The sequence below is a fragment of the Streptococcus sp. SR4 genome, assembly GCF_000517725.1.
Lineage (GTDB): Bacteria > Bacillota > Bacilli > Lactobacillales > Streptococcaceae > Streptococcus > Streptococcus salivarius_F.
Genome location: NZ_AZYW01000033.1, coordinates 24,266 through 37,582 on the forward strand (window position 1 = coordinate 24,266; position 13,317 = coordinate 37,582).

The window sequence follows — 13,317 nt, forward strand, 5'->3', positions numbered from 1 at the left end:
GTGATTTCCTCCTTATGAAAATCAAATAAATATAATTTTGAGAGCAAGCTCTCCCTATTGTGAAAAGATTAACTTGAGCGCTTTCAATTTAACCTTTCAACAGTGATATTATATAATTTTTTTCAAAAAATTGCAAATAGAAAAGGCACTTACTTTCATAAGTACCTTAACTTTATAAGTTCTAATTAAGCTTCACCAGAATTTTTCTTGATGATTTCTTCTTGAACTGATTTAGGAACATCTTCATAGTGGTCAAATACCATCATGAATGTACCACGACCTTGAGTTGCAGAACGAAGTGTTGTTGCATAACCGAACATTTCAGCAAGTGGAACATATGCACGAACGATTTGGCTGTTACCGTGTGCTTCCATACCATCAACACGTCCACGACGAGCTGTAACGTGACCCATAACATCACCAAGGTTTTCTTCAGGAACAGTGATTGTTACAAGCATCATTGGTTCAAGGATAGTTGGTTGTGCAGTCTTAGCAGCTTCTTTAAGTGCAAGAGACGCAGCGATCTTGAAGGCAGTTTCAGATGAATCGACATCGTGGTATGAACCATCGTAAAGCTTAGCTTTGATGTCAACCATTGGGTATCCAGCAAGGACACCGTTAGCCATAGATTCTTCCAATCCTTTTTCTACTGCAGGGATGAATTCACGTGGAACCACACCACCGACGATAGCATTTTCGAATTCGAAACCTTTACCTTCTTCATTTGGAGTAAATTCAATCCAAACATCACCAAACTGACCTTTACCACCAGATTGACGTTTGAAGAATCCACGTGCTTGTGTTCCAGCACGGAATGTTTCACGGTAAGATACTTGTGGAGCACCAACGTTTGCTTCAACTTTGTGTTCACGTTTCAAACGGTCAACAAGGACATCAAGGTGAAGTTCACCCATACCAGAGATAACTGTTTCACCAGTTTCAGGGTTAGTTTCAACACGGAATGTTGGATCTTCTTCAGCAAGTTTTTGAAGACCGATACCCATCTTATCTTGGTCAGCTTTAGTCTTAGGCTCAACCATCAATTGGATAACTGGTTCTGGAACTTCGATTGACTCAAGAATAACTTTAGCTTTTTCATCAGTCAATGAGTCACCAGTTGTAGTATCTTTCAAACCGATAGCAGCAGCGATATCACCAGCGTATACTTGTTCAATTTCTTGACGGCTATTAGCGTGCATTTGAAGGATACGTCCGATACGTTCACGTTTACCTTTAGATGTGTTCATTACATATGAACCTGATTGAAGGATACCTGAGTAAACACGGATAAATGTCAAACGACCTACAAATGGGTCAGTCATGATCTTGAAGGCAAGAGCTGCAAATGGCTCATCATCAGATGCTGGACGAGTTTCTTCTTCGTCTGTATCTGGGTTGATACCTTTGATTGCAGGGATATCAAGTGGACTTGGAAGGTAATCGATAACCGCATCAAGCATCAATTGAACACCTTTGTTCTTGAAGGCAGAACCACAAAGAACTGGGAAGAATTCAACGTTGATTGTTGCACGACGGATAGCTGCTTTCAATTCCTCGTTAGTGATTTCTTCACCTTCAAGGTATTTCATCATCAAATCTTCGTCAGTTTCAGCAACTGCTTCGATCAATTTTTCACGGTATTCGTTTGCTTGATCAACGTAATCAGCTGGAATATCTTCTTCAAGAATATCTGTACCAAGGTCATTAGTATAGATTTCAGCTTTCATTTTAATCAAGTCAATGATACCACGGAAATCATCTTCAGCACCGATTGGCAATTGGATTGGGTGTGCGTTTGCTTGAAGACGATCGTGAAGTGTGCTTACTGAGTAAAGGAAGTCTGCACCGATTTTATCCATTTTGTTGGCAAATACGATACGTGGAACACCATACTCAGTTGCTTGACGCCAAACTGTTTCAGTTTGAGGTTCTACACCTGATTGTGAGTCAAGAACGGTTACGGCACCATCCAATACACGGAGTGAACGTTGTACTTCGATTGTGAAGTCCACGTGTCCTGGTGTATCGATGATGTTAACGCGGTGACCATCCCATTGTGCTGTTGTAGCGGCAGATGTGATTGTGATACCACGCTCTTGTTCTTGCTCCATCCAGTCCATTTGTGATGCACCTTCGTGAGTTTCACCGATTTTGTGGATTTTACCAGTGTAGTAAAGGATACGCTCTGTTGTAGTTGTTTTACCGGCATCGACGTGGGCCATGATACCGATATTACGAGTTTTTGCAAGTGAAAATTCGCGTGCCATTAGGTTTATTCTCCTATAAATATTTTAGTTTACTTATTTATTATAACATTATTGTCAAAAAACGGATAGGCAGGACCTACCCGTTTTTTCACTAATATTTAACTGGTTTTCAAATGATATGAATAATATTATTTGAATTCAGAGTCAGCCTATTACAAATCCATAATCTTAGCTTATGAATATATGACTGTAATTCAGCTTGAAACTTATGATTACCAGCGGAAGTGTGCAAAGGCACGGTTTGCTTCAGCCATTTTGTGAGTATCTTCACGTTTCTTAACTGATGCACCAGTGTTGTTTGCAGCATCCATGATTTCTTTTGCAAGACGATCTTTCATAGTGTGTTCACCACGCGCACGTGATGCGTTAACCAACCAACGAAGACCAAGAGTTGTACGACGTTCTGGACGAACTTCAACTGGGACTTGGTAGTTTGAACCACCGACACGACGTGCACGTACTTCAAGTACAGGCATGATGTTGTCCATAGCTGTTTCAAATACTTCAAGAGCATCGTTTCCAGTTGCTTCTTTGATTTGCTCGAAAGCATCGTATACGATTGTTGCAGCAGTACCACGTTTACCGTCAAGCATTACACGGTTGATAAGACGTGTAACGATTTTTGAATTGTACAATGGATCTGCCAATACTTCGCGTTTAGGCGCTCTATTTTTACGACTCATTTTATCTTATCTCCCTTCTTATCCTTTAGGACGTTTAGCACCGTATTTAGAACGGCTTTGTTTACGATCAGCTACACCTGCAGTATCAAGTGCACCACGGACGATGTGGTAACGTACCCCTGGAAGGTCTTTTACACGTCCACCACGGATAAGAACAACGCTGTGTTCTTGGAGGTTGTGTCCGATACCTGGGATGTAAGCAGTAACTTCGATAAGGTTGCTCAAACGTACACGAGCGAATTTACGAAGGGCTGAGTTAGGTTTCTTAGGTGTCATTGTTCCAACACGTGTTGCAACACCACGTTTTTGTGGTGAAGATACGTTAGTTTGAACTTTTTTGTGGCTGTTGTAACCAACGTTCAAAGCTGGTGATTTAGATTTTACAACTTTTGATTGACGTGGTTTACGAACCAATTGGTTAATTGTAGGCATCTACATTCTCCTGTGTTTTTTTATTTTTGGTTGATATGGCACTTGGTGACAGCCCATATCTGTGTGTACTTTTGCAACTTATGTCAGCACGTCTCTGTACACTTTTGAGAGACCAAAAGTAAAAAGTACCGTCTAATATAGTATCATTTTTTGACAATTATTGTCAAGACTTTCTTGTTAAAAAGAAAAATTCCTAATCGTTAAATTAGGAATACTATCGTAGATTACTTATTTGTCAAAAATATTACCGACTTCAACTTCTACCTTCTGTGCTTTTACATCGATGTCAGAAACAGTAAGTAATGATTTATATTCATGGATATCACGATCGCCTTTAGCATTTTCTGCGAATACAGCCACACCTACTAACTCACTATCAAATTCTGAAAGCAAGCTTACCATACCCGTAATGGTACCGCCACCTTTAAGAAAATCATCAACAATAAGGACGCGGCTATTTGGTTTCAAACTACGTTTTGAAAGGAACATCTTTTCAATACGATCACTTGAACCACTAACGTAGTTTACCGATACGGTTGAACCTTCTGTAATTTTCAAGTCACGACGAACGATAACAAATGGAATGTTCAAGACATCTGCTACTGCATTTGCTAAAGGAACTCCTTTGGTTGCAACAGTCATAACGGCATCAATTTTTTGTCCTTTAAAGGCACTGGCAATGATACGACCAACATTTTTTAAAATAGACGGTGTACTCAATAAATCAGATAGGTAGAGATAACCACCTGGTAAGATACGATCACTCTCGGAAAGACGTTTACAAAGATCTTCAACCAGACTTCTTGCATCTTCATCAGAAATAGTCGGTGTAAACATAACGCCACCAGATGCACCAGTTACTGTTTCGATTTCTCCTATTTGACTTTCCTCAAAAGCTTTTTTAATGATAGCAACATCTTCTGAGATTGAAGACTTTGCAGCTTCATAACGTTCTGCAAAGGTGTTGAGGCTTGTCAATTGATAAGGATTATTAATCAGGTAGTTTGAAATCACTACCATGCGCTCACTTCGTTTTAATTTCATATGTTACCTATATTTTCTGTACTTTTTAACTATTATACCATAATACAGCAAAAAACGAACATTTTCATATGAAATGCTCGCTTAATTTCGATTTTAATCAAATTTTGGCTTGTAGAAAGAACGATTATCCATAGCAAAGAGACGATTTGTCATTTCTCCTGGACCTACTAGGTTAAGGGCTGTCGTCATCATCATCATACTGGCATCAAGATTATCAATCATATGAATAATTTCTGCTTCCATAATACGAGGTCGCACTGGGCTACCATACTCTAGTTGTCCGTGGTGGCTGAGAATAACATGACGCAAAACAACGACATCCTCACGCGTATCATCAATATTGAGCTCCATGAGCACCTTAGTGATTTCTTCATCAATCAAAGCAATATGACCAATCAAGTTTCCACGAACCGTATACTCAGTATTTTCAGGACCAGTAAGTTCAATAACCTTAGCTAAATCATGAAGCATAATTCCGGCAAAGAGTAGACTCTTATTGAGCTCTGGATAAATATCTCCAATGCTGTCCGCTAAGCGAACCATAGTAGCTGTATGATAGGCTAGTCCACTTTCAAAGGCATGATGATTTGTTTTAGCAGCTGGAAAAGTGAAAAACTCTTTATTATACTTTCGATAAAGGGCACGAACAACACGCTGCCAAGTTGCTTCCTCAATCTTGAAAATCATTTGCTCTAGGTATTCGCGTACTTCGGAAGGATTTACTGGTGGTTTCTCTTTGAAATCAGCCGGATCATTTGGCTCACCAAATGTAGGCAAGCGTAAGGTAATTTGGTTTACCTGAGGAGTATTATTATAAACCTCTCGACGTCCCTCCATATGCACTACTTTACCTGCGGTAAATTCTTCGACATTATAAGGCTGAGCATCCCATAGGTTGCCTGAAATCTCACCAGTATCATCCTGGAATGTAAAGGCAATGTAATCCTTTCCCGCTCTTGTCTTACGTACCTCTGCACGCTTAATCAGATAAAAACCTTCAAAATACTCGTCTTTTTTCATTTGATTAATCTTCATGCTTGTCCTCGTTTTCTAATCGTGGTAAATCCAACAAACTTTGTGTCGCACTGTCTTGATAGGTTTCAATTGTATCAAGAGCTCTAACAATTGCCCTACTCCTTGTGTTGAGAAGACTATCGACGGTTTTACTTGCTGTATTCAATTGTTTCTGAGCTTTAGCTAACATATCTCCAAACCTGCTAAATTCTAGTTTGACGTTACCTAAAATCTTACTAATATCATCCGCATTCTTTTGAATATTCAAAGTTCTAAATCCTACAGACAATGAATTCAAGAGTGCTGATAAGGTTGACGGCCCTGCGATAACAATATTCTCCTCGCGACGAAGGGCGTCAAAGAAGGCTGGTTGGCGTACTACCTCAGCATAAAGTCCTTCTGTCGGCAAAAATAATATGCCAAAATTTGTAGTTTCAGGTGGGTTAAGATACTTCTTGTTAATATCCTTTGCAAATCGCTTAATACTAGTCAGAAGTGACTTACGGTGATTCTCAATCTCTTCTTTATTACCAGACTCATAAGCATCTTCCAGACGATAGTAATCTTCCAAAGGAAACTTAGAATCAATGGGAAGGTAGATATATTCATCTTTATGGTTTCCTGGCATTTTGATTGCATATTCAACTCGTTCACTTGAACCTGATACCGTAGGAAATTCTCGCTCGTACTGATTAACAGTCAATATGTCTTCAATAATTTGCCCTAATTGAAGCTCTCCCAAAATACCTCGTGTTTTTGTATTTGAGAGGACCTTGTTAAGACTTCCAACATCCTTGGCTACATTTTTCATTTCCCCCAAGCCCTGGTTAACCGACTCTAATTGTCTTGAAACCGTCTCAAAAGAGGCTTGTAAACGTGTTTGTAAGGTTTGCTCAAGTTTCTCTTCAACTGTCTGACGCATTTGTTCCAAACGTTTCTCATTGGAATCCTGCATATCTTTAACAGCTTTGGTTAAGCTTTGGTTTATTTGCTCAAGGCGTTGGTCGGAACGGTCTCGATTATCAGACAAATTTTGATGTAAAACCTCTCGGATATCTGTCAACTGTTGATATAGTTCCATCTGCAATTGGTTCAATTGCTTTGTTGTTTCCAGTTGGTTTGTCTTAGCAAAACTTTCCAATTGAAACGAAACTTGATCTGAAAGATTATCTGCATTTTCTTCCAAACTCTTATTAATCTGTTCTTTTAACTCCATATTCTTCAAGAAAAGAGCAATAAGAATCCCCAAGCTTAATAAAGTTAAAAGTGTAAGTAGATAGATCATACTAACTCCTATCTTTAGTCTGGATGACAATCACATATCCATTTGGCACAAGCACTTGAATAGGACCATCAACGAATTCATTGCTAGAATAGATTTTCTTCTGGAAATAATTCATACTAGTTAATTCGTATTTTGCTCCCAAAATCGTCAGTTCTCCATCTCCTTCATGTAAAAAAGAAACATATGTCATTCCGGGTTCTGGTAAAACTTTATGACTTCCTTCTGGATAATAAGTAATCTTATTTTGCTTATCTCGCAAACAGATACGCCTCATAAAAGGAGCTAATTCAGGATCGCTGACCAAAAATATATTTGATAACATATGATCAATTCTGCCACCAAAAGCACCAAAAATAGTTACTTCCGCCTCAGGATATAGCTGAAATATAATTTTTAGGGCTAACTCTGTATCCGTATCATCCTTTTCAGCTGGAGCAATCATACAATCTTTGGCAACTGATTGAATCATCTCTAACTCTGACCGAGATACTGAATCAAAGTCTCCGACAGCCAAATCAATAGGTAAACCTAACTCCAACAAACGTAAGCACGCACGATCCACCCCAACAAAATAATCAAAATCGGTAGCGAACCACTCTAGCTCACCACCGACAAATAAAGCTATTTTAGGCATCGATAGCATCACGAAGCGTTTGAACTTGCGCTGTCAAATCAGGATTTTTGAAGAGGTAAGAGCCCGCTACAAAAACATTAGCCCCCGCCTTGGCACATGCTGCAATAGTGTTGTTATCTACACCACCATCAACTTCAATATCGAATGAATAGCCACCTTTTTCACGAAGCTCCACAACACGCTCTACTTTAGACATCATTTCTGGAATGAACGCCTGACCACCAAAACCTGGATTTACAGTCATGATAAGTACTTGATCCACTAAATCAAGTACAGGAATAAGTGCCTCAACTGGGGTTCCAGGATTAATCACAACACCTGCTTTCATACCAGCAGCTTTGATTTTCTGGAGGGCACCATGGATATGCTTAGTGGCTTCAACATGAATGGTCATGATATCTGCACCAGCTTGTGCATAGGCATCCACATAACGCTCAGGATCAACAACCATAAGGTGACAATCAAAAACTAACTTGCTATGTTTACGCATGCTAGCAACCACATCTGCTCCCCAACTGATATTAGGAACAAATTGACCATCCATAATATCAATGTGAACATATTCCGCACCTGATGCATCAATACGAGCTAGTTCTGAAGCAAAATTAGCGTAATCAGCAGCTAGGATAGAAGGAGCAATTTTATATGACATGAGAGACCTACTTTCTTTTTACAGTTTTTTTATATGTTTCACGACGATTTTCAATTTCACTTAAAAATTGAAGGTAATTATCATAACGGACTTGCCAGATCTGGCCATTTTCAACCTCATCCTTAACAGCACAAGAAGGCTCATGGGTATGAGTACAAGAACGGAATTTACAGCCATGACTAGCTTGACGGATTTCCGGAAAAGCTTCACTCAAGTCCTCTGCATTATCCACTTCATAATCTAGCGAAGAGAATCCTGGTGTATCAGCAATCTTCCCACCATGAACGTCATAAAGACTTACAGCCCTTGTAGTATGACGTCCACGACCTAGACTGTCTGAAATCTCACCTGTTTCTAAATGTAACTGTGGGGCAATACGGTTCAACAAGGTTGATTTTCCAACACCTGTCTGTCCCATAAAGACTGTTATTTTATCAGTCAAGAGCGGCAATAGGTCTTCCAAACTGAAGATAAAATCAAAACCAATTTTTTGATACTGTTTTTGAATAGCTTTCATTTCTGAATCATCTTCAACCAAGTCCATCTTAGAAATATAGATTACAGGCTTTATATTTTTATGCTCTAGTAAAACCAAAAAACGGTCCAAAAGATTACTGTTAAAATCCGGTTCCTTAGCAGACATAATAACCACAGCCTGATCTATATTGACAATGGGTGGACGCACTAAACTATTGATTCGTTGACCAATTTTTAGGATATAACCTTCTGAATTTTCCTCTGCTGAAAATTCAACAAAATCTCCAACATAAGGTGTTTGTCCTTTTTTTCTAAAATTTCCTCGTGCACGCGTCTGGTATACAACACCATCATGCTCTACATAATAGAAACCTGCCAGTGCTTTGATAATTCTTCCTTGCAAGTGAACTCCTCATTCGTTTAATAGCCCTATTATATCACAAATTAGAAAGCTTTTCTGGAACAAAAAAACTGATCTTCCATTTCCCATGGGCCTCCTTGCATTTTCAATAGATTGCAGTATAATAGGCATATCATCTGCGGAGGTGGTGGAATGGCAGACACGCATGCTTCAGGCGCATGTGCTTTTTCAAGCGTGAGGGTTCAAATCCCTTTCTCCGCATAGCTAAAAATTCCCACTGAGATTCAGTGGGATTTTTGAATTATAGGCCTGCTTCTCTCAAAGCATCTGATAAGTGTGCAAAATCAGAAATAGATAAAGCCTCTCCACGAATAGAAGGTTTTATATCTGCAATTTCCAAAGCCTGCTCAAGTTTGGCTTTCACTTCCTCAGATTTACCAAAATGATTTGTTAAATTATTCCACAATGTCTTACGACGATGGACAAAGCTAGCCTTAGCCACTCGGAAAAGGAAATCCTCATCTTTAACTTCAACCAACGGTTGTTCACGACGCGTCATCTTCAAAATAGCTGAGTCAACATTAGGGGCTGGTACAAAGACTGTACGAGGGACAATGAATGCCACTTTAGCGGTCATATAATACTGAACGGCAATTGATAGAGAACCATAAGCCTTGCTATTAGGCTCTGCAGAAATGCGGTCAGCGACTTCTTTTTGCATCATAACGACAAATTCTGCAAAAGGAATCTTACTCTCAATCAAATACATCAAGATCGGCGTCGTAATATAATATGGCAAATTGGCTACGACCTTAATTGGTAGTTCTGGATTTTTAAATTCATTTACCCGTGTCTGTAAATCTGCCTTGAGAACATCTTCATTAATCACGTTAACATTATCATGATCACGTAATGTATCCTCCAAAATCGGAACCAATCGATCATCAATTTCAAAAGCCATAACTTCCGCAGCATTTTCAGCCAAGAATTCTGTTAATGCTCCGATACCAGGTCCAATTTCAATTACATTGACATTTTTATCAATCTCTGCCGTATCAACAATTTTTTGTAAAATATTTGTATCTGTTAAGAAGTTCTGTCCGAAAGACTTCTTAAAGGTAAAGCCATGGCGTTCAAGGACAGCCTTGGTCACGCTATAATCTGCAATTCTCATTTATTCTCTTTTCTTATTAATTTCACGATTTTTATATTTGGACACAAAACAAGTCCAAGTCCTTAATTATCCCAACCTCTATAATAAGCTACTTAATAGCGATTTGATTTTAAGATTACTGGTAGTCTAGTAATTTGACATAGCCTCTTCCAGCTCCTCTAAAGTGATTCCAAACAATTCCAAACGTTTTAGAAGCTGCTTCCCATTGCAATAACCAATACGAAGCGCCTCGCCCAAATATTCTCGACGCTTTCGACTATCTGCTCCCATTAGTAGTCCTAACTTCATAAGATTTGATTTACTAATATCAAACTGATTATCATCATCGTAACTACCTAGAACTCCAGATAAGGCCTTTTGAAGGTCCTCAAAACTCGCATGCTCAACACCCAATGAACGACCTTTAGTCTTAGATTTTGGTGTTGCTTCCCCACGGTTTAAAAAAGCATGCTTTGCTGTCGGAACAGCTTCCATGATGATTTTACGGATACGTTCACCATTATAGTCTGGATCAGTAAAAACAATCACTCCGCGTAAGCCATTAAGCTTATCAATACGCTCTAAGTCGTCTTCATTGATAGCAGAGCCTCTAGTCTCATAGGTATCCACCTCATAAAAACGTCTCAAATTTGCGGTATCATCCTTACCTTCTACCACGATGACTTCTTGAATTTTTATTTTATTCATCCAGATCAAAAATCCTCATCGCATTATCATAAGTAGCCCTAGTAACCTCTTCACTTGTTAAACCACGAAGCTCAGCAATCTTATCTACTACGTAACGCGTATAGCCTGTACGATTCTCGCGACCACGTTTCGGAACAGGTGCCAAATACGGTGCATCCGTTTCAACCAGAATCTTATCTAAAGGTAACTTCTGAGCAGCTTCTTGGACATCCAAAGCCTTCTTAAAAGTCACAACACCTGAAAATGAAATCATCATCCCAAGATCAACAAATTTTTGAGCCATTTCTAGGGATCCTGAGTATGAGTGCATAATCCCCCCACGAGGACCAACACCAACTTCTTTAATAACAGCGTAAGTATCCTCTAATGCATCACGTGTATGGACAACAAAAGGTAAATTGTGTTTCTTTGACAAAGCTATTTGACGCTTAAAGACATCAATCTGAATCTCTTTAGGATCTTCCATCCAGTAATAATCCAAACCGATCTCCCCAAGTGCCACTACTTTGGGATTATCCAATTGTGATACAATCATATCCTCAATTTCCTGAGAATAGGACCCTGCTTCCGTAGGATGCCATCCAATCGTACTATATAGTTGATCATACTTCTCTGATAGTGCTAAAGATTTATCAATTGTTGGCTTATCAAAACCAACAATATTCATTTTAATAACACCTACTTCAGCTGCAAAATCTATTTCTTCTTGTTCTTTTCCTGCAAAATTATCCACATTAAGGTGGGTATGCGTATCAAAAATTTCAATCATAGGTCTATTATAACAAAAACGAGCGAGCATAGCTCACTCACCTTTTCATTTTATTAAACAAAGAGTCGCATATATTCTATCTTTGTACAACGATTCATTACAATATCCTGTCTATTCGCTTGACGAAGAATAGTCTCAGCCTCCTCATTCTCAAGACCAATTTGACTCCAAAAAACTTTTGCATCTGTCTCAAGAAAATCATAAGCAACATCTGGTAAAAACTCACTTCGTCTAAATACATCAACAATATCAATCGAAAATGGGATATCTTTAAGATAAGCATAAACATGCTCTCCAAGAAGCTCCTGGCCTTCTAGTTTGGGATTTACTGGTATGATACGATAACCAGCAGCTTGTAGAAAATGAGCAACCTGATAAGATGCTGCCTCCTTGCGATGAGATAAACCAACAATTGCAATCGTCTTTGCCGATTTTAAATAAGATTCTATAACCTCAGCACTAGGATTTTGAAATGAATAAGACATATGACTCTCCTCGTCGTTCGAATAAACTAAAAATAAAAATCCCTAAACGGCACTGTGACAATTAGTTAGCTAAGCTCTGCAACAATAGCTTTAATTTGTTCTTTTGTATGTACACCTGCAACTTGCTTAACAACCTCACCATCTTTTTTGAAGAGTAAAGTTGGAATAGACATGATTCCAAACTTCTGAGCTGTTTCTGGGTTCTCATCAACATCAATTTTAACAATCTTAAGTTCATCTTCTGAAATTTCTTCAGAAAGTTGCTCAAGAATTGGTGCTTGCATCAAGCAAGGCCCACACCAAGTTGCCCAAAAGTCAATCAAAACGAGTCCTTCAGCTGTTTCTTGTTCAAATGTAGCATCTGTTACTACTTGTGTCATATATTCATCCTCCTAGACATTATAAAACTTTTGTAGACTTATTCTATATGATTCTAAAGGCCATTGCAAGAATTTGACACATACATAAAAAATTCTTATCAAATATTAGTCATTGCCTATCATAGACATCACTTGCTCACAGCCTATCTTGGGAGTATAATAATAAAAAAACTATAAAAATAGAAATGAGTAAATATGGATAAAGATGCAATGATTACCTATCTCATAGGTGAACTCAAAAAAGAAAATCTAGAATTACATGATTTGATTATCCCAGAAGAACTCGAGGAAAAGCAAAAGCTTCTCAGAGCGCTTTTTAATACACGTAAACCAATGGCAGCATCAACACAATTTCTGACAATACAAGACCTTTACCTACAAGTTAGGAAAGGGGAACGTGGATTTGTACAACTCAGTTCACTCCAGCCCATCCCTCAAGATGATCGAATCTACCTCTGGAAGGGTGATATTACAAGACTCGAAGTAGACGCAATCGTAAATGCAGCTAATAAAACCTTACTAGGATGTATGAAACCACTTCATGATTGTGTAGATAATGCTATTCATACATATGCAGGTGTTCAGTTACGCCAAGCTTGTTTCGAACTCATCTTAGAACAAGGATACGAAGAACCCGTTGGCATGGCTAAAATCACCCCAGCTTACAATCTTCCTTCTGCCTTTGTCATTCATACTGTAGGTCCGAAAATAGTAGACCAACCAACACAAATTGATGAAGATCTTTTAGCAAAAAGTTATCTTTCAGTATTAGCACTAGCTGAGAAAAATAACATTGAATCAATTGCTATTCCATGTCTATCAACTGGGGATTTCAATTTTCCAAAACAAAAAGCTGCCAAAATCGCCATTCAAACAGTCAAAACCTTTATTGATGAGTCAAGTATAATAAAAAAAGTTATATTTAACGTATTTGATGATGAAAATTTAGCAATTTATCAAAAACTGCTTGCTG

The 13,317-nt window shown here is 38.5% G+C and carries 15 protein-coding genes and 1 tRNA gene; 2 read left to right on the top strand and 14 right to left on the bottom strand.

Annotated features, from left to right (window positions below; all coding sequences use genetic code 11):
• Positions 1 to 185: 185 nt before the first annotated feature.
• The 9 genes from fusA to rsgA form a co-directional block, all read right to left on the bottom strand.
• Complete coding sequence (fusA, locus tag HMPREF1519_RS04290) at positions 186 to 2,267, bottom strand: elongation factor G (protein WP_002884537.1); 2,082 nt, start codon at positions 2,265 to 2,267, stop codon at positions 186 to 188.
• A 212-nt stretch (positions 2,268 to 2,479) separates the two neighbouring features.
• Entirely contained in the window at positions 2,480 to 2,950 is a 471-nt protein-coding gene (rpsG, locus tag HMPREF1519_RS04295) for a 30S ribosomal protein S7 (protein WP_002884746.1), read from the bottom strand.
• Between the two features lie 18 nt (positions 2,951 to 2,968).
• Positions 2,969 to 3,382 carry a 30S ribosomal protein S12 gene (rpsL, locus tag HMPREF1519_RS04300; protein ID WP_002884809.1) on the bottom strand — a complete coding sequence of 138 codons (414 nt, stop codon included), beginning with the start codon at positions 3,380 to 3,382 and terminating at the stop codon, positions 2,969 to 2,971.
• A 228-nt stretch (positions 3,383 to 3,610) separates the two neighbouring features.
• Entirely contained in the window at positions 3,611 to 4,426 is an 816-nt protein-coding gene (purR, locus tag HMPREF1519_RS04305; protein ID WP_022495960.1) for a pur operon repressor, read from the bottom strand.
• A 93-nt stretch (positions 4,427 to 4,519) separates the two neighbouring features.
• Positions 4,520 to 5,461 (bottom strand): 3'-5' exoribonuclease YhaM family protein, encoded by a 942-nt coding sequence (locus HMPREF1519_RS04310; RefSeq protein ID WP_002884679.1) that lies wholly within the window; start codon positions 5,459 to 5,461, stop codon positions 4,520 to 4,522.
• On the bottom strand, positions 5,451 to 6,725 hold the full coding sequence (locus HMPREF1519_RS04315) for a DNA recombination protein RmuC (protein ID WP_014635068.1): 1,275 nt from the start codon (positions 6,723 to 6,725) through the stop codon (positions 5,451 to 5,453). Before HMPREF1519_RS04315 ends, HMPREF1519_RS04310 begins: the two co-directional genes overlap by 11 nt.
• Before the next feature lies 1 nt (position 6,726).
• A complete protein-coding gene (locus HMPREF1519_RS04320; protein ID WP_037611261.1) occupies positions 6,727 to 7,359 on the bottom strand; it encodes a thiamine diphosphokinase in 633 nt (210 codons plus the stop codon).
• Positions 7,352 to 8,011 (bottom strand): ribulose-phosphate 3-epimerase, encoded by a 660-nt coding sequence (gene rpe / locus HMPREF1519_RS04325; protein WP_002884311.1) that lies wholly within the window; start codon positions 8,009 to 8,011, stop codon positions 7,352 to 7,354. Before rpe ends, HMPREF1519_RS04320 begins: the two co-directional genes overlap by 8 nt.
• A gap of 7 nt (positions 8,012 to 8,018) precedes the next feature.
• Positions 8,019 to 8,891, bottom strand: a complete 873-nt coding sequence (gene rsgA, locus HMPREF1519_RS04330) for a ribosome small subunit-dependent GTPase A (protein WP_022495977.1) — start codon at positions 8,889 to 8,891, stop codon at positions 8,019 to 8,021.
• A gap of 136 nt (positions 8,892 to 9,027) precedes the next feature.
• On the opposite strand from rsgA, the gene HMPREF1519_RS04335 reads away from it, so the two are divergent.
• A tRNA-Leu gene (locus HMPREF1519_RS04335) sits at positions 9,028 to 9,110 on the top strand.
• Positions 9,111 to 9,150: 40 nt separating this feature from the next.
• Here HMPREF1519_RS04335 and rsmA read toward each other — a convergent pair.
• The 5 genes from rsmA to trxA form a co-directional block, all read right to left on the bottom strand.
• Positions 9,151 to 10,023: a 16S rRNA (adenine(1518)-N(6)/adenine(1519)-N(6))-dimethyltransferase RsmA gene (rsmA, locus tag HMPREF1519_RS04340; RefSeq protein ID WP_022495976.1), complete on the bottom strand. Its 873-nt coding sequence runs from the start codon at positions 10,021 to 10,023 to the stop codon at positions 9,151 to 9,153.
• A gap of 126 nt (positions 10,024 to 10,149) precedes the next feature.
• Positions 10,150 to 10,710, bottom strand: a complete 561-nt coding sequence (gene rnmV / locus HMPREF1519_RS04345; protein WP_014635073.1) for a ribonuclease M5 — start codon at positions 10,708 to 10,710, stop codon at positions 10,150 to 10,152.
• Positions 10,703 to 11,479 (bottom strand): TatD family hydrolase, encoded by a 777-nt coding sequence (locus HMPREF1519_RS04350; RefSeq protein ID WP_037611268.1) that lies wholly within the window; start codon positions 11,477 to 11,479, stop codon positions 10,703 to 10,705. The genes rnmV and HMPREF1519_RS04350 overlap by 8 nt, the downstream gene beginning before the upstream one ends.
• Positions 11,480 to 11,532: 53 nt before the next feature.
• On the bottom strand, positions 11,533 to 11,964 hold the full coding sequence (locus HMPREF1519_RS04355; protein WP_014635075.1) for a CoA-binding protein: 432 nt from the start codon (positions 11,962 to 11,964) through the stop codon (positions 11,533 to 11,535).
• 65 nt (positions 11,965 to 12,029) lie between these two features.
• Positions 12,030 to 12,344: a thioredoxin gene (trxA, locus tag HMPREF1519_RS04360; protein WP_002884315.1), complete on the bottom strand. Its 315-nt coding sequence runs from the start codon at positions 12,342 to 12,344 to the stop codon at positions 12,030 to 12,032.
• A gap of 195 nt (positions 12,345 to 12,539) precedes the next feature.
• Between trxA and HMPREF1519_RS04365 the strand changes: the two genes are divergently transcribed.
• Positions 12,540 to 13,317, top strand: a 778-nt coding sequence (locus HMPREF1519_RS04365) for a protein-ADP-ribose hydrolase (RefSeq protein ID WP_037611263.1), incomplete at its 3' end; no start/stop codon positions are given.